19 protein-coding genes and 1 pseudogene are annotated in these 17,000 nt (G+C 62.5%); 17 read left to right on the top strand and 3 right to left on the bottom strand.

What is annotated here, in order from left to right; genetic code table 11:
• Positions 1-50 precede the first annotated feature (50 nt).
• Positions 51-461: a hypothetical protein gene (locus tag A4G99_RS16220; protein WP_066145874.1), complete on the top strand. Its 411-nt coding sequence runs from the start codon at positions 51-53 to the stop codon at positions 459-461.
• Here the strand turns inward: A4G99_RS16220 and A4G99_RS16215 are convergent.
• Positions 453-662: a ribbon-helix-helix domain-containing protein gene (locus A4G99_RS16215; protein WP_066145871.1), complete on the bottom strand. Its 210-nt coding sequence runs from the start codon at positions 660-662 to the stop codon at positions 453-455. The genes A4G99_RS16220 and A4G99_RS16215 overlap by 9 nt on opposite strands.
• Before the next feature lie 163 nt (positions 663-825).
• Positions 826-1,287 carry a DUF555 domain-containing protein gene (locus A4G99_RS16210; protein WP_066145868.1) on the bottom strand — a complete coding sequence of 154 codons (462 nt, stop codon included), beginning with the start codon at positions 1,285-1,287 and terminating at the stop codon, positions 826-828.
• A gap of 105 nt (positions 1,288-1,392) precedes the next feature.
• Here A4G99_RS16210 and A4G99_RS16205 point away from each other — a divergent pair, with 105 nt between their 5' ends.
• The 6 genes from A4G99_RS16205 (at position 1,393) to asd (ending at position 5,573) form a co-directional block, all read left to right on the top strand.
• Entirely contained in the window at positions 1,393-2,430 is a 1,038-nt protein-coding gene (locus A4G99_RS16205; RefSeq protein WP_066145865.1) for a dipeptidase, read from the top strand.
• Positions 2,431-2,470: 40 nt separating this feature from the next.
• Complete coding sequence (locus A4G99_RS16200; protein ID WP_066145861.1) at positions 2,471-3,349, top strand: DNA-3-methyladenine glycosylase; 879 nt, start codon at positions 2,471-2,473, stop codon at positions 3,347-3,349.
• A 66-nt stretch (positions 3,350-3,415) separates the two neighbouring features.
• Entirely contained in the window at positions 3,416-3,604 is a 189-nt protein-coding gene (locus tag A4G99_RS16195) for a hypothetical protein (protein WP_066145858.1), read from the top strand.
• A 42-nt stretch (positions 3,605-3,646) separates the two neighbouring features.
• Entirely contained in the window at positions 3,647-3,925 is a 279-nt protein-coding gene (locus A4G99_RS16190; RefSeq protein WP_066146674.1) for an acylphosphatase, read from the top strand.
• 77 nt (positions 3,926-4,002) lie between these two features.
• Entirely contained in the window at positions 4,003-4,179 is a 177-nt protein-coding gene (locus tag A4G99_RS16185) for a 30S ribosomal protein S17e (protein WP_066145855.1), read from the top strand.
• A gap of 359 nt (positions 4,180-4,538) precedes the next feature.
• The gene (gene asd, locus A4G99_RS16180) at positions 4,539-5,573 is read left to right on the top strand and encodes an aspartate-semialdehyde dehydrogenase (protein WP_066145850.1); all 1,035 of its coding nucleotides are present in this window, start codon (positions 4,539-4,541) and stop codon (positions 5,571-5,573) included.
• Positions 5,574-5,583: 10 nt separating this feature from the next.
• Here asd and A4G99_RS16175 read toward each other — a convergent pair whose 3' ends face one another.
• The gene (locus A4G99_RS16175; protein ID WP_066145847.1) at positions 5,584-6,216 is read right to left on the bottom strand and encodes a 2,5-diamino-6-(ribosylamino)-4(3H)-pyrimidinone 5'-phosphate reductase; all 633 of its coding nucleotides are present in this window, start codon (positions 6,214-6,216) and stop codon (positions 5,584-5,586) included.
• 238 nt (positions 6,217-6,454) lie between these two features.
• On the opposite strand from A4G99_RS16175, the gene A4G99_RS16170 reads away from it, so the two are divergent.
• The 10 genes and pseudogenes from A4G99_RS16170 to A4G99_RS26040 all read left to right on the top strand — a co-directional run bounded on the left by A4G99_RS16170 (position 6,455) and on the right by A4G99_RS26040 (position 16,862).
• Positions 6,455-7,726 (top strand): Single-stranded DNA binding protein, encoded by a 1,272-nt coding sequence (locus A4G99_RS16170; RefSeq protein ID WP_066145845.1) that lies wholly within the window; start codon positions 6,455-6,457, stop codon positions 7,724-7,726.
• Positions 7,723-9,411: an RPA family protein gene (locus tag A4G99_RS16165; protein WP_223301928.1), complete on the top strand. Its 1,689-nt coding sequence runs from the start codon at positions 7,723-7,725 to the stop codon at positions 9,409-9,411. The genes A4G99_RS16170 and A4G99_RS16165 overlap by 4 nt, the downstream gene beginning before the upstream one ends.
• Before the next feature lie 17 nt (positions 9,412-9,428).
• Entirely contained in the window at positions 9,429-9,584 is a 156-nt protein-coding gene (locus A4G99_RS27410; protein ID WP_223301927.1) for a hypothetical protein, read from the top strand.
• Positions 9,584-10,324 (top strand): metallophosphoesterase, encoded by a 741-nt coding sequence (locus tag A4G99_RS16160; protein WP_066145842.1) that lies wholly within the window; start codon positions 9,584-9,586, stop codon positions 10,322-10,324. The genes A4G99_RS27410 and A4G99_RS16160 overlap by 1 nt, the downstream gene beginning before the upstream one ends.
• Positions 10,325-10,366: 42 nt before the next feature.
• On the top strand, positions 10,367-11,071 hold the full coding sequence (locus A4G99_RS16155) for an SDR family oxidoreductase (RefSeq protein ID WP_066145839.1): 705 nt from the start codon (positions 10,367-10,369) through the stop codon (positions 11,069-11,071).
• Between the two features lie 214 nt (positions 11,072-11,285).
• A complete protein-coding gene (locus A4G99_RS16150) occupies positions 11,286-12,593 on the top strand; it encodes a sodium-dependent transporter (RefSeq protein ID WP_066145836.1) in 1,308 nt (435 codons plus the stop codon).
• A 207-nt stretch (positions 12,594-12,800) separates the two neighbouring features.
• The gene (locus A4G99_RS16145) at positions 12,801-14,129 is read left to right on the top strand and encodes a sodium-dependent transporter (RefSeq protein WP_066145833.1); all 1,329 of its coding nucleotides are present in this window, start codon (positions 12,801-12,803) and stop codon (positions 14,127-14,129) included.
• Between the two features lie 92 nt (positions 14,130-14,221).
• Positions 14,222-15,760: pseudogene (locus tag A4G99_RS16140) on the top strand (acyl-CoA carboxylase subunit beta); the annotation flags it as partial.
• 519 nt (positions 15,761-16,279) lie between these two features.
• Positions 16,280-16,594, top strand: coding sequence for a hypothetical protein (locus tag A4G99_RS26045; protein ID WP_066145829.1), 315 nt, complete (start codon positions 16,280-16,282; stop codon positions 16,592-16,594).
• 28 nt (positions 16,595-16,622) lie between these two features.
• Complete coding sequence (locus tag A4G99_RS26040; RefSeq protein WP_066145826.1) at positions 16,623-16,862, top strand: hypothetical protein; 240 nt, start codon at positions 16,623-16,625, stop codon at positions 16,860-16,862.
• Positions 16,863-17,000 lie beyond the last annotated feature (138 nt).

Here is a 17,000-nt window from a genome sequence, read left to right as displayed (position 1 = left end):
GACAAGCGGCGGGCGACGGTATTATCTAAATACGACACGAAGAGGGGCGTGTGGTCTACATCACTCGTGGACTGAACGACGCGCTTCTCGAACTGGCGGCGGACGCCGAACCGAAGAAAGTGACCGTTCCGCTAGCGGTTACCCCTGCGGAGGACCTGGACGGCGCGGACGATCTCGAACCGGAAACACCCGTATTTACCCACTTCTATCCGCCGGATACGGGAAAATCCGTGACCGCGGTCTTCGGGATGGATCTCTCGATACCACCACGACAGACGCAGGGCCAGTTCATCTCACACCCGCAAGGCCCACTCGAAGTCACGCAGACGGACGACCTACGGGAAGTCGTCGTCGTTGCCGTCCCACCGTGGACACGGGAAACGGTCGCCGCGTTCGACCGTTCCGGGCGAAAACAGGAACTGGTCGTCCTCGATGCCGAACCGCCAGCGGAACTACTCTAAATACCCCAACTCACGCAGTTGGTCGGTTATCTCGCTGAACTCCGATTCCGTGAGCTTTCCCTGCCGTTGGTGCTGAATGACGATACTCCGGAGCAGAAACCGGACGAGATCGCTCGTGTTCGAAAAGCTCGTTCCCTCGATCGTCTCCTCCACGCGATCGGCTAGATCCTTCGGAATGGAAACAGTGGTGTACTTCGTCATATCCCTCCGTTGGTCGTCCCGCCGGTTAGGGTTTGTGACCGCCGTCCAAGCAGGGCAGTTTGAGACGAAAGACCGTATCACGGCGCGAGAAGCGATGAAAATGACCTACAACTCACTCCTACTGCGGCAAGCCCGCCGCGATGAAGCCGTTCCCGGTGACCGATCAGTCGATGAGATCCTCGAATTCGGGCAACACGTCGTCCGTATCGCTTCCGTCATCGTCGTCCGAATCGTCGGCGCTGGTGTCGGTTTCGTCGGTTTCGTCCGTCTCGTCCGAATCGCTGTCCTCGTCCTCGATGACCTCGACGTCGAGGACGGTGAGCGGAATGTTTTCCAACCGTTGGCCGATTTCCTTCCGGGCGATACGCGATGCGTGTTCCTCTCGCTCGACGTTGAACACCGTCATCTCCAACTCCAGCGCGACGAGTGCCTCGTCGGCGGCGATGAACGCTGGCGGGAGTTCCTCTCCGGATGGCGATGTCCGCGAACCCATGTTTATTTCGACGTAGTTTAGGTCGGGATTGAGCATCTCGCCGGTCTTTGAGATGGCGATTCGCACCGCCTCGTCCGGCGTCTGCACGTCGTAGACCGGGATTGCGGCTTCGACGACAACTCTACAGTTCATAATCCCAACGGTAATTACAGGGCCAGCAGTATGAATTTTCGCCCTTTTGGGGTATCGTGACAGGTCACGACAGCACTTATGTCCGTTTCCAACACATCACGAGCAATGACTCACATGCCGGTCGTGGACGGCCACAACGATACGCTGCTCCGGTTGGGTTCGACCGACGACCCCGTATCGGCGTTCGCGGAGGGAATCGGGAGCACACATATCGATCTCCCGCGTGCCCGCGAGGCGGGACTCGGCGTCGGATTCTTCGCCACCTTCGTCCTGAGCGACGACGAACACGAGGTTCGACGGACCGACGAGGGCTACGAGTTCCCCCTCCCCGAGGAACTCGACCACGCCGACGCGCGGTCCGTGACGTACCGATACCTCGAACTGCTCCACAGGCTCGACGCCACCGTCGACGGCTTTCGCGTCGTGGACTCGCTCGACGACTTCGACGCCTGCCTCGAATCGAGTGAACTCGGCGCGGTCCCGCACATCGAAGGCGCTGCTGGCGTCGCTCCCGACCTCGCCAACCTCGACTTCCTGTACGCCGCGGGCGTGCGCTCCATCGGCCCGGTATGGAGCCGTCCGAACGCCTTCGGGCAGGGCGTCGTCTCGCGCTACCCCGGGAGTCCGGATACCGGCGACGGACTGACCGACGCGGGGCGAGACCTCGTCCGGGCGTGCGAACGGCGTGGCATCGTGGTCGACTGTGCACACCTGACCGAACGGGGATTCTGGGACGTCGCCGAGACGAGCGGCGCCCCGCTCGTCGCCTCGCACACCGGTGCGTACAGCCTCTGTCCGCACTCCCGAAACCTGACGGACGAGCAGATAGACGCCGTGGCCGACGCCGACGGCGTCGTCGGCATCGGCTTCCTCGAACCGATTTTGGCCGACGACTCGGACCCGGGCGCCGATGCGACCCTGTCCGACCTCGTGGACCATATCGAATACGTCGCCGACCGCGCAGGTATCGACCACGTGGTGTTAGGATCCGACTTCGACGGCGCACCGATACCCGACGACGTGGGCGACGTGACCGGTCTTCCCGCCGTGTTCGAGGAACTTCGGGAGCGCGGGTTCGGCGAGGACGAAGTTTCGAAGGTCGCCCACGGGAACTGGCGGCGGGTGCTGGCCGCGACGTGGTGAATCGAAAGAGTTGCTTGTCCCCGATACCCATTCTCGGGCGATGGAAACCGGTTCGATACCCGTCGAAGAGTTACCGGGTGGGTTCGATCTCCAATCGACCGTCGAGAGCGGCCAGAGTTACCTCTGGCGGCGCGAGGACGGACGGATGTACGAGACGACCCACGCCTACGGCGGGTCGGCGTGGTACTACACTGTCCTCGACGGGAACGTCGTCCGCGCCCGGCAACGGGACGGACTGCTGGAGTGGGAGGCGACGACCGACGCCGAACCTCACCTGTTCTCGCTTTTGCGCCTCGACGACGACTTGGACGCGATAATCGACGCCACGCCCGCGGATTCGCTGGTCGAGTCGGCCTACGACGAATATCGCGGCATGCGAATCGTCCGCGATCCCTTTTTCCCGTGTCTCGTCTCCTTCATCTGCTCGGCACAGATGCGCGTGAGCCGAATCTACGGCATGCAGACCGCGCTGGCCCGCGAGTTCGGAACCCCCATCGAGTTCGACGGAAAGACGTACTACGAGTTCCCGACGCCGGAAGCCTTGGCCGAAGCGTCGGAAGGGGCGCTACGGGACCTGAACCTGGGCTACCGTGCCCCGTACGTCAAGAAGTCCGCCGAGTTGTTGGCGTCCGGCGAGGCCTCACCGGACGACGTTCGCGGGAAATCCTACGAGGACGCCCGCGACGCCATGCAGGCCTTCGTCGGCGTCGGCGACAAGGTCGCCGACTGCGTGCTCCTGTTCGCGCTCGACTACCTGGAGGCAGTTCCGCTCGATACGTGGATTCAGAGCGCCATCGAGGACCACTACCCGCACTGCGAACAGGGATCGTACGAGGCCACGTCACGCGCGATTCGGGAACAGTTCGGCGAGTACGCCGGGTACGCACAGACGTACGTGTTCCACTATCTTCGAAGCTGAGAGATCGTTCGGAATTCGAAACAGTTCATTCGATGGTTATTTCGTGGGGCTATCGAAAGTGAAGATATGGTTACTGGACTCCCCGCCCTCCTGTTCGGCTTCGTCATCGGCGTCGCCGTCTCCGGTATCGGCGCGTACCTCGCGCTCAGGTCGTTCGTGTACAACGAACTGGACCTCACGAAGGAGGAAATCCGAACGGCGGTGAAACACCTCTCGTACGAACGGATGCCACCGGAGGAGGGAACCGAAGGGTGAACGGCCCCGAGGATTTTGTGGTTCGACTTCGAATTTTCGCATATGACGGATCGTACTCGCGCACACGTCTTCGTCTCCGGCAAGGTACAGGGCGTCTTCTATCGGGCGAACACCCGGGACACGGCGGAATCGAAGGGAATCGACGGCTGGGTGCAGAACCTCTCCGACGGGCGCGTCGAAGCCGTCTTCGAGGGCCCCGAATCCACGGTCGAGGAGATGGTCGAGTGGTGTCACACGGGGAGTCCGGCCGCGGACGTTGACGACGTGGACGTCGAGTACGACGACCCGAACGGGGAAGACGGGTTTCGAGTCAGACGATAGTTCCGGGGTCGCCGATAGCTTCGTCGCGGCCGACGCGAACGAATGCTTTTAAGGCCCGCTATCGGAAAGAGTTCGGTATGGCAATCAAACCCGACTACGTCAAGAAGACAGGGAACATCCTGTTGGAGCGATATCCGACCGCATTCACGAAGGACTTCAACCAGAACAAGGACAGCGTCGAAAAGCTGACCAACATCGGCTCGAAGGGCGTCCGCAACCGCATCGCCGGCTACGTCACGCGCAAGAAAGAGTAATTTTCTCAGTGCTGTCGCACTGTTCATCGATTCTGCGGAGCCGAGCGGTTCAATCGTTTTCGACTATCTCCTTGGAGACTCTATCGAACTCGACGCTTCCACATCGCTCACACGTACCCGTGTCCGTCGGGAGGACGTACGTGCCGTCGTCTCGAACGCGGGCCGAGTATGCACGGCCGCACCCCTGACATGTGACAACATCCCTCTCCATGCTCTCCCAGAGGCTTCAACCGATATATTAGCATAGTGTTCAGACATGGGACACGTATCGCCGCGAGAATCGACGGACGGCTATCGGCCTCACGGCAAACACCGACACCGTCGAAAGCTACTTGCACACTCCTGCTATCGAGTTTCACATGAGTGTTAACGTCGGAATTCTCGGCGGAACCGGAGCGGTCGGACAGCGATTCATTCAACTCCTCGACGGTCATCCGGACTTCGAACTGACGACGATAACCGCGAGCGAGAACAGCGCGGGGAAACTCTACCGCGAAGCGGCGAAGTGGCGGATCGATTCGCCCATCCCGGAGTACGTTGGCGACATCGAAGTACGCGCGACCGACCCGAGCGACGTCCCGGACGACGTGGACCTCCTCTTTTCGTCGCTTCCGTCCGGCGTCGCGGCCGAAGTGGAACCGAAGTTCACCGAGGCGGGGTACGTCGTCTCCTCGAACTCCTCGAACGACCGAATGGCCGAGGACGTTCCGCTCGTCATCCCGGAAGTCAACGCGGAGCATCTGGACCTCATCGAAGTCCAGCGCGACGAACGGGGCTGGGACGGCGCGCTCGTCAAGAACCCGAACTGCTCGACCATCACGATGGTGCCGACGCTCGCCGCGCTCGATTCGTTCGGCTTGGAGCGCGTGCACGTCTCCACCCTGCAAGCCGTCTCCGGCGCGGGCTACGACGGCGTCACGTCGATGGAGATTATCGACAACGTCATCCCGCACATCGGCGGCGAGGAGGAGAAGATGGTGGACGAGCCACGAAAACTGCTCGGCACCTTCGACGGCAGCGAAATCTCGCTTCACGACGTGGACGTGGCGGCCTCGTGTAATCGCGTCCCGACGCTGGACGGCCACCTCGAAAACGTGTGGGCGGAGACGGCCGAGGAGATAACGAAGGCGAGCGCCGAGGAAGCCCTCGAAAACGCCACCACGCTCGACCTCCCGAGCGCGCCGGACCCGCTCATCAAAGTGTTCGAGGCCCCCGACCGCCCGCAACCCCGCCTCGACCGCACCCTCGGCGGCGGCATGCAGATTGCGGTCGGTGACGTACAGGAGACTTCGACGGGGATTCAGTACAACTGCCTCGCCCACAACACGATTCGCGGCGCCGCCGGTGCGAGCGTGCTGAACGGCGAACTGCTCGCGCAGGAAGGCTGGATCTGAGACGAACCAGTCAGGAGACGAGATAGCGAAGCAGAACGCCGTCGTCCATCGTATCGACCGAATCGAGTTCGAGGTCCGGAAACGAGTTTCTCTCCACGAAGCCCTCGCCGTCCGCGAGCGTCGGCGCGTCCCGGCCGCCGATGACCAGCGACCCGACGTAGAGGCGGAGTTCGTTCACCAACCCACAGTCGAACATCGAGAAGATGAGTTCGCCGCCGCCCTCGACCATGACCTGTTCGGTGCCGCGCGATTCGAGTTCCGAAAACGCCCGGTGGAGCGAGACGCGACCGTTTCCGGCGACGACGACGTCCGCACCGGCCCCGCGCAGCGCTCGGACGTTCCGGGTCGGCGCGCTTTCGGCGACGAAAATGAGGGTATCCGCCCGGTCGTCCAACACCTGCGCGTCGAGCGGGGTTCGCGCCCGCGAATCCGCGATGATGCGTGTCGGGTTTGCTCCATCGTCGGCGGTCAGGGAGGGGTCGTCCGCGAGGACGGTTCCGACGCCGACGACGATGGCGTCGCTTTCCACCCGAAGGTCGTCTACCCGGTCGAAGTCGTTCGCGCCGCTGATGGCGACCTGCTCGCGCTGGCGGGAGGAGAGCTTTCCGTCGGCGCTCATCGCGGCGTTGACGACCACGTGCATGCTCCGGAGTACGGCTCACGGGAGAAAACCGTTTTCGGTGTCTCGGAAGGAAGAACGGTCGCTTTGTCGGAATGAGTTCGGTCTTGGTGAGAATCCGGTCATGCTGATCGGGTTGGTCTTCGCGTGGGGATTTGCCGGGCGATAGCGGATTTCGGTCGATTTCGATTCCACCTCCATTCCCGCTCACACTTCTAGCGACGACGAACACTTTTAATCCATCCCGTCCCAACTTCGGGTGATGAACGTTGACGACCATGCCGAGGCGCTCGCCTCCGACCTCGGCGTAGACAAAGAGGAGGTCAAAGCAGACCTGCAGAACCTCATCGAGTACAGTGTGCCGGTAGACGAAGCCAAACAGAGCCTTCGACGAAAGTACGGCGACGGCAGTTCGAGCAGTTCCTCGCCCTCCACGGCCGACATCGACGACGTGACGACCGACATGGGCAACGTCACGATCACCGCGAAGGTGCTCACCGTCGGCCAGCGCTCGATTCGCTATCAGGGCAACGAGCAGACGATTTTCGAGGGGGAACTGGCCGACGAAACCGGAAAAATCTCCTACACGGCGTGGAACGACTTCAGCCTCAGTCCGGGCGAGGTCATCACCGCGGGCAACGCGGGCGTGCGAGAGTGGGAGGGCAACCCCGAACTCAACCTCGGGGATAGCACCAACATCGCGCGCGAGAACACCGAACTCGACGTATCCTACAAAGTGGGCGGCGACGCGACGTTGGCCGAGGTCCGACCCGGCGACCGCGGCGTCGCGCTGGAGGTGACGGTTCTCGAAGCCGAGAGCAAAGTCATCGACGGACGCGACGGCGACACCGAGATCAAGAGCGGTATCGTCGCCGACGAGTCGGCGCGACTCCCGTTCACCGACTGGGAAGCGCGCGACGAGGTGACGGAGGGCGCGGAGATTCGCGTGGACAACGTCTACGTGCGCGAGTTCCGCGGCGTGCCGTCGATCAACTTCTCGGAGTTCACGACCGTTTCACCCCTCGAACGCGAGGTGGACGTAAACGACAGCGCGACGCGCATGTCCGTCCGCGAAGCGGTCGAGACGGGCGGCGCGTTCGACGTGGAAGTCCTCGGCAACATCGTGGCCGTTCGTGACGGCTCCGGTCTCATTCAGCGTTGTCCCGAGTGTGGACGTGTGGTGCAGAAGGGCCAGTGCCGAAGCCACGGACAGGTGGACGGCGAGGACGACCTGCGCGTGAAGGCCATCGTGGACGACGGGACGGGAACCGTCACCGCGATTCTGGACGCCGACCTCACCGCGGAAGTGTACGGCGGCGGTCTGGAGAAGGCCCGCCAGCAGGCCCGCGACGCGATGGATCAGGAAGTCGTCGCGGACAGCATCCGCGAGGAGGTCGTCGGCCACGAGTACCGCGTCCGGGGTAACCTCTCGGTGGACGATTACGGCGCGAACCTCGAAGCGACCGAGTTCGCCGAGACGGACGACAACCCGGCCGACCGTGCGAAGGCCTTCCTCGCGGAGGTGGACGCATGAGTTCGCAGGGTGGCGTCGGCCGCCGGGAAGTCGCGTGGCGAATCTTCGCCGCCGAGTACGACGGGTCATCGCTCGAACACTCCGACAGCGACGAGGAGCGCGCGCCGAACTACGTCGTCACGCCGACGGGTGCACGAATCAACCGTCTGTTCGTCGTCGGGGTGCTGACCGAAATCGAGCAGGTCGGCGACGAGGTGCTCCGCGCCCGAATCGTGGACCCGACCGGCGGGTTCGTCGTCTACGCTGGCCAGTACCAGCCTGACGCGCTCGCGTTCCTCGAACGCGCCGAAGCGCCGATGTTCGTCGCCGTGACGGGCAAGGCGCGGACGTTCCAGCCCGATGACTCGGACTTGGTGTACACCTCGATCCGACCGGAGAGCATGAACGCGGTCGACGCCGAAACCCGCGACCGCTGGACGGTCCAAACGGCACAACAGACCCTCGACAGGGTTCGCACGTTCGCCGGTGCGCTCGACTCCGGCCAGCGCGGGGAGGACCTGCGCCAGGCGCTCGAAGCCGCCGACGTGGACACCGGCCTCGCCGCCGGTGTCCCGCTGGCGCTCGACCACTATCGGACGTCGACGCCGTACCTCGCCGAGTTGCAGGACGTGGCGCTCGATGCGGCCCGCGTCGTCGCGGGCGAACAGGACGAGGTCGGAACGGTCGATGCGTCGCCGGACGAACCCGGCGACGCGACGCTCGACGTGGACGTGTCGCTCGAAACGCCCGACGTCGAGACGGAAGCCGGGACGGAAACGGAACCCGCGACCGAGTTCGACGCCGAACCGTCGAACTCGGAGACGACCGAATCCGCCGAAGCGGAATCGACGTTCGAATCCGGATCCGAATCCGAAGCGGAATCGACGTTCGAGTCGGAACCGGCAGCAGAGAGCGAATCGGCGGTGGGTTCGGAACCGGCAGCGGGGGGCGAATCGACGACGGAAGCCGAGTCGGAGTTCGACGCTGGAACGGTGTCCGAATCCGAAACCGCGACCGAACGCGAATCGGCAACCGAACCCGAATCGGCGACGGAAACCACGGCTCCGGACGTCGATCCGGAACCCGAAACGCCGCCGGCGCAAGCCCGCGAACCGGATGAGTTCGAGGAACCGGCCGAACCGGAACCGACGGACGCCGAATTGGCCGATTCGGAACCGGGAGAGGGAGAACCGATCGGTGAAACCGGTGTCGAGGAGTTCGACACGGGGAGCGAATCCGCGGACGACTCCACCGACGAACTCGGCGATTTCGATTCGGGAACGTCCGACGAGGACGACCTCGGCGACTTCGACGACCAGCCGATGGGCGAGGACGTGAGCGGCGAGATGTACGAGTTGACGAGGGTGAACGCGAACAGATCGAGGAGGAGTTCGGCACGGAGTTCACCAGCGGTGCGGAAGTCGACGCGGCCGGTGAGGCCGACATCGAAACGCCGGAACCAGCCCAGGAGATGGCGACGGAATCGGAATCCGAACCGGATACCGACACCGCCGCCGAACCGGCGGAAGCGGCCGGGCCGGAGGCCGGGACGGCACAGCCCGAACAGACTGAAGCGACCGAACCGGAACCGACACCGACCGAAGGAGCGGAATCAGAATCCGAATCGGCGGAATCCGAATCCGAGTCCGAAGCGGCGGACGAGGATGGCGAGAAATCCGCGCCCGAGAACCTCGAAAACACCGTGATGGAGGTCATGCGTGACATGAACGACGGCGACGGCGTCGAGAGCGAGCGCCTCATGGCGAACATCGTGAACTCCTACGACACGACGCCCGCCGAGGTGGAGGACGCACTGCAGGACGCGCTGATGGCCGGACGGTGTTACGAATCCGGCGAGGACACCCTAAAACCCATCTGATGGCGCTGGTCGAACCGGTTCCCGGCGAACCGGCCGCGACCGCGACGCTCGGCGACGAACGGGCGCTCGTGGTGGCGGATTACCACGCCGGAATCGAGGACGGACTCCGCTACGAGCAGGGGATCAACCTCGACAGCCGTGCGGACGAGCGCCGCGAGCGAATGGCGTCGCTCGTCCGGCGAACCGACCCGGACAGGGTCGTCGTCCTCGGCGACTTCATGCACTCCATCGCCGGACCGGGTGGGGCCGAGCGCGGCGAAATCGAGGTGCTGCTCGAATCCATCGACCAACCGGTGACGCTGGTGAAGGGGAATCACGACGGGGATATCGAGTCGTGGGTCGACTGTGCGGTGACGCCGGGAGATGGGATTCGCCTCGGCGACGTCGGATTCGTCCACGGCCACACGTGGCCGAGCGAGGACGTGCTCTCGGCAGATGTGGTCTGCGTCGGCCACGAACATCCCTGCGTGCGATTGGAGGACTCGGTCGGCGGCAGCCGAATCGAACGCGTCTGGTTGCGCGGCCGCGTGAATCCGGAACCGTTCGTGGAACGGTACGACGGGGAGTTCTCCATCGACGCCCAACTCGTCGTCTTTCCCGCGTTCAACGACCTGACGGGCGGGACGTGGGTGAACGTCGCGGGGCAGGGATTCCTCGCGCCGTTCCTGCCCGACGGACTCTCGGACGGCGAGGCGTACCTGTTGGACGGAACGCGATTGGGAGCGTACGACGAGGTTTGAACGGCCGTGTGTGTTTTCATGGCTCACGCTGTGTGACGATCCATGGACGTGAGCTTCGACTTCAGCGACGATGTCGTCCTGGTCACGGGTGCGAGCGGCGCGCTCGGCAGCGCGGTCTGTACCGCGTTCGCGGACGCCGGGGCGACGGTGTGTGCGACCGACGTGGTCGAACCGGACGAGGATTCCCCGCTCGACGGCGAGCGAGTCGATTTCTACGAGGCCGACTTCACCGACGAGTCGGCCGTCGAGACCGTCGTTTCGGCGGTCGTCGACGACCACGATAGCCTCGACGCGCTCGTCAACATCGCGGGGACGTGGAAGGGCGGTTCACCCATCGAGGAGACGGACGTGGGGACGTTCGACCTGCTGTTCGACGTGAACCTGAAGACGATGTTCCTGGCTGCCAAGCACGCGCTGCCGCATCTCCAGAAGAGCGAGGGTGCGATCGTCAGCGTCAGCGCCCGAGCGTCGCTCGAAGGTGGGGAAGGGGACGGGCCGTATCGGGCGTCCAAAGCGGGAGTCAGACTGCTCACCGAGACGATCGCCGAGGAGAATTCAGGAGTGGTTCGAGCGAACGCCGTAATGCCGAGCGTCATCGACACGCCCGCGAACCGGGAGATGATGCCCGACGCCGACCACGACGAGTGGGTTTCCCCAGAAGATATCGCGTCGGTGATGTGTGTCCTCTGTAGCGACGCCACGAGCGTGACCAGCGGGGCGGCGGTTCCGGTGTACGGCGAAGCCTGATCCGACCTCGAAAACGTCATTACGTTTGAGGTTTTTCGGTGTCAATTAGTCTCTCAGTGGTACGATATCACGCCGCTTTGATTTCGGATTCAGCTGTTTGGTGGATTGACGAGTCATTTTCTTACACGAATATAATATGAGATAATCATTTATTCGAGTGATTAATTGACATCGTGCAGTTTATACGCATCAGTTAAGAATGGCAGGCATACACATGTCACAACGAGAAACGTGGACATCCCGAATGGGGTTCATTCTGGCCGCTGTCGGAAGCGCAGTTGGACTCGGTAACATTTGGCGATTCCCGTATATGTCTGCACAGAACGGTGGGGCAGCCTTCCTCGTGGTCTACCTCGTCGCGGCGGTTCTCATCGGACTGCCCGCCATCCTCGCGGAGTTCGTCATCGGGCGCGAGACCAAGAAGAACATCGTGGACGCGTTCAGAAACCTCGGTGGTCCAGTCGCAGGAATCATCGGACTCCTCGGCCTGTTCACCGGGTTCTGGATTCTGTCCTACTACAGCGTCGTCGGTGGATGGGTCATCCAGTACATCATCGGGAGTTGGACCGGCGCGTACTTCGGCGACCCCTCCCAGTACTTCGGACAGATTTCGGCGGGTACTGGAACGATACTGTTCCACTTCGTGTTCATGATACTCGTCGTGGGTATCGTCGCGCTGGGTGTCGAGAAAGGCATCGAGATGGGGACAAAAATCATGGTTCCGTCCATCGCCATCCTGATGGTCGGACTCGCCCTGTGGGCGTTCACCCTCGACGGCGCTGCGGCGGGGTACGACTACTTCCTCTCCCCCGACTTCGGCGTCATCGTGGACAATTACCAGTCCATCATCCCCGCCGCCGTGGGACAGGCGTTGTTCTCGCTCTCGCTCGGGATGGGGGCGATGGTCACCTACGCGTCCTACTTGGACGGTGACGACAACCTTCTCACCGACGGACTCAGCATCGTCGGCTTGAACTCCTTCATCGGCGTTCTCGCCGGATTCGTCGTCTTCCCGCTCCTGTTCGCACAGAGTATCGACCCCGGCGAGGCCGGTGCGGGTGCGGTGTTCATCACCCTCGCAAAGGCGTTCGCGAAACTACCGGCGGGGAAGATAGTCGGTCTCGTGTTCTTCGTCATCCTGCTCATCGCGGCGCTTTCGTCGGCGATTAGCCTCCTCGAAGTGGTCGTCTCGTACTTCGTGGATAACTACTCGCTCAGTCGGCCGGTCATCACAGTCATCGTCGGCGTCATCGTGTTCGCCCTCGGTGTCCCGTCGGCGCTGAGTCTCGACACGTTCACCATGTTCGACAATATCGCGTCGAACCTCCTCCTCCCCCTCGGCGTCGTGCTGACCGTCATCTTCGTCGGATGGGTGTACAGCGCGGGAGCGGTTCAGGAACTCCGACGTGGCCTCGGTAAGACCCGCGGCAACATCGGCACGATTTGGCTCACGCACCTCAGAGTGGTCGTGCTCATCGCCGTCATCGGAACGCTCGCACTGAGCCTGATGTCGTTCTTCTGAGCGTCGTCCGGCACCGGCACTGATTCTTTTTTGTCGAGTACTTAAACAGCGGCGGGTAAAATCGACGAACCGTAGACGACAGTCCTGATTTCATGTCCATTCGAATCTGAAAATCGATTTCTGATGCCCCATCACGTGTGTTAATAGCGTCTTGATGGTTTCTAACCTCGAAAGTCTCATATCCCCTGGGCAAGCGAGTGCATAGCAATGGTACGTGAATCGTGGGCGAGTCGAGTCGGCTTCATCCTCGCGGCGGTGGGGAGCGCGGTCGGCCTCGGCAACGTCTGGCGCTTTCCGTGGATGACGGCAGAATACGGCGGAAGCGCGTTTCTCGTGGTCTACCTCTGTATCGTCTTGCTCGTCGGCGTCCCCGGACTCCTCGCGGAGTTCGTCATCGGTCGCCGCTCGAACCGAAACCCGGCGGGGGCGCTGGCGCGTCTCGCGCCCGGAACCAAATCGTGGGGGTACGTCGGCCTGTTCGGCGTCGTCACGGCGCTCATCCTCTTGTCGTTCTACAGCGTCGTCGGCGGATGGATCGTGCGATACTTCCTCGCCAGCTTTTCGGGGTCGTACTTCGCCGACCCCTCCGGTTACTTCGGCACCATCAGCTTCGGCTGGGAAGCCGTCGCGTTCCAAGTCGCGTTCCTCGCGCTGACCGCGCTGGTCGTCCTCGGCGGGGTCCGCCGCGGCATCGAGGCCGCGACAAAGGTGATGATGCCGCTCATCGTCGTTCTCCTCGCGGTACTGGCGGGGTGGGCGGTCACCCGACCCGGTGCGGGAGCGGGGCTGTCGTTCTACCTCCACTTCGACCCGGCACCGATCAAGAACGATCCCATCGGGATGCTCCGCGCCGCGGCCGGACAGGCGCTGTTCACGCTCTCGCTCGGCGTCGGGACGATGATCACCTACGCCTCGTATCTGGGCGAGGACAACAGCCTCCCGTTCGACGGGAGCGTCATCGCCGTGCTGAACACCGCGGTCGGTGTCCTCGCGGGACTCGTCGTCTTTCCGCTCCTGTTCGCGTTTCAAGGCGGTCTCACGGAAGTCACGAGAGGCGGCGAGTCCGGCGCGATTTTTATGGGCGTCGCCGGGGCGTTCCGGGAGATGCCGTACGGTGAGGTCGTCGCCGTCGGCTTCTTCGCCGCCATTCTGTTCGCCGCCCTGTCGAGTTCCATCAGCATGCTCGAAATACCCGTCGCGTATCTCGTGGACGAACAGGACGTCTCCCGGCGGAACGCGACGCTCGGCCTCACCGCGCTGGTGCTCGTCACGGGTGCGGTCTGTGCGCTCACCCCGTCCGTGTTCACCTTCGTCGCGGGAACGCTGGTCGATCTGATGCTGACGGCCGGACTCGCCGGATTCCTCGTCTTCACAGGGTGGATCCTCGGCAAGAACGCCCTCGCGGAGTTCGACTCCGGCGCGGGTGGGATCGCGCGGTCGCTCGGAACGCCGTGGCTGTGGGGCGTCAGGACGATTCTACCGCTGTTCTTGCTCGTCACGCTTGCGCTGAACCTCTACTCGTTGTTGTCAGGCTGACGAATCCTTCCCCGGCACAGTACGGAAACCTTTTGCGCCCGCTGGTACTGCAATTCGGCAATGACAATGCGTCCGGGTGTTCAGCGATGACGATGGACGAGCGCATCGACGAACTACGCGAAAAACGCCGCGAGGCGGAGCAGGGCGGCGGTGAAGAGCGCATCGAGAAACAGCACGAGCGGGGTAAGATGACGGCGCGCGAGCGCATCGACTACTTCCTCGACGACGACACCTTCAACGAGTTCGACCAACTGCGAACCCACCGAAGCCACAACTTCGGCATGGAGGAAAAGCAGGTGCCCGGCGACGGCGTCGTGACGGGCTACGGCGAGGTCAACGGCCGAAAGGTGTTCGTGTTCGCCCACGACTTCACCGTCTTCGGTGGCTCGCTCGGCGAAGTGTTCGCCCAGAAAGTGACGAAAGTCATGGACAAGGCGATGGAAGTCGGCGCGCCCATCATCGGACTGAACGATTCGGCCGGTGCGCGGATTCAGGAAGGTGTCGAATCCCTGGCTGGCTACGCGGACATCTTCCACCGCAATCAGCAGGCCTCCGGCGTCGTGCCCCAGATTTCGGCCATCATGGGGCCGTGTGCCGGTGGTGCAGTTTATTCGCCCGCCATCACCGACTTCATCTTCATGGTGAAGGACACGAGCCACATGTTCATCACCGGTCCGGACGTCATCGAGACGGTCACGGGCGAGGAGGTCACCTTCGAGGAACTCGGCGGCGCGACGACCCACACCGGCAAGAGCGGCGTCGCCCACTTCGCCGAGAACAGCGAGGAGGAAGCGCTCGACGACATCCGCCGCCTGCTCTCGTATCTCCCGCAGAACAACGTCGAGGACCCCCCTCGAATGGAACCGTGGGACGACCCGGAGCGCCGCGACGAGGAACTGAAATCCGTCGTGCCCGACCAACCGCGCAAGCCGTACGACATCACGCGCGTCATCGACGGCGTCGTGGACGAGGATTCGTTCTTCGAGGTACAGGAAGACTACGCGAAGAACCTCGTCGTCGGCTTCGGCCGCCTCGACGGTCGCTCGGTCGGTATCGTTGCCAACCAACCCCGCGTCAACGCGGGAACCCTCGACATCGAAGCCAGCGAGAAGGGGTCGCGGTTCGTGCGCTTCTGTGATTCGTTCAACATCCCCATCGTGACGTTCGAGGACGTGCCCGGCTTCATGCCCGGCACCGACCAAGAACACGGCGGTATCATCCGTCACGGTGCGAAGCTGCTGTACGCCTACTCGGAGGCGACGGTGCCGTTGTTGACCGTCATCACCCGCAAAGCCTACGGCGGCGCGTACGACGTGATGGCGAGCAAGCACATCGGCGCGGACGTGAACTACGCCTGGCCGACCTCCGAAATCGCGGTGATGGGTCCGCAGGGTGCGGTCAACGTCCTCTACAGTTCGGAACTCGAAGAGGCCGACGACCCCGACGCACGCCGCGACGAACTCATCGAGGAGTACCGCGAGCAGTTCGCCAACCCGTACACCGCCGCCGACCGCGGCTTCGTGGACGACGTCATCGAACCGCAGGAGACCCGCCCGCGCCTCATCGACGACCTCGACATGCTGATGAGCAAGCGCAAATCCCAACCCGAAAAGAAACATGGAAATATCCCACCTCTGAGGACGTCTCCCTCTCGATTCCGCCGGACGCCTCCGAGGAGGAAGCCGCCGCGATCATGGCGGCCATCAACGTCATCCTCCGCGAACGGGAAGCGGCCGCGGCGGCGGAGGACGGGGAACCCGACTGGGACGGCGAGCGTTGGCAGTTCGCCGGACGGATGGCCGGATTGCAGAACCGTGATGTGCGTGTCCCGATGAACGCGCCCACGGACGCGTGGAGCGCGGCGGGGCGGACGACGCGGTTCTGATCTTCGACGCTGTCGAAGAGTCACCCGAGTAAACCGCTGATTTGGAGCCTTTTTTTGTGGTGTGAACGAACGTGATCTGCTCTCTGGGGACGGCGACCCGACCGGTTTCACTTCCGGTATGATTTCAGGAGACAATAACTGGATTCACTTGTACAGGAAGGGAGAACTGGTCGATATCTCTTTGTCTCACTGCTCCATATTGCACTAAGCGAGAGTAGATATACTGGATCCCGAATGATCGACAGCGGAGGCAACGGTCACGGTCTTGGATGGCAAGAAGTCGCCGTTCCAGGACCTGTATCGAGGAGAAGAGACAGACACTGCATCCGGCTTAGAGCCACTCATCGGGAAGTTCGTCGGCATGATTGTGCATCAATTCCAGGAGGGGCTGAATCTCGTCGAAGCGTGGGCCCTTTCGCACCGTATTCGTTTCTTGATCCCACTCGATGAACCCTGCATCTTCCAGTTTCGGCAGGTGGGTATGCGTCATTTGGATCTGGAGCGATTCCAGGTCTTCATCTTCAAACTTGACGTTAGCTGGAATCTGTGGGTCATCGTCATCCTGTGGATTATGTTCTAACAACGCGACAAGCAGTCGTCGACGGTATTTGTTTGCGATCGCGTCTAACACACTATCCAGGGATGCGGGCGATGAAGTTGAGGATTCAGTCATAGTTGGAATGGCTTCGATCGTATTTCTCGGGTGGTTCAGTGCTCTTGTCTACGGAAACAGTGGTAGCCAGTGGTTCGACGTGTGCAGCGAGTTCATCGACAGAGACCGGCCCATCGTTTTGAAAGAGGTGGAGCAGAATCTGGCGGTTGGGGCGCTGGCTGAGGAGAGTGAGTAACTCAGCTAACGCCACAGTGTCGTCTGAAGCGGAAGCCTGGCTCGACGATGAGTAACTGCGTGAATCGTTTCGAGACCCATCAGAGTCCATATCTACAATTCGTCACGCAGTTAAGAAAGAATCACCACGCAGGAATGC

It is taken from the genome of Haladaptatus sp. R4 (assembly GCF_001625445.1).
Lineage (GTDB): Archaea > Halobacteriota > Halobacteria > Halobacteriales > Haladaptataceae > Haladaptatus.
The sequence above is the reverse complement of the archived record's forward strand: the minus strand, read 5'-3'. Positions and strand labels throughout refer to the sequence as shown.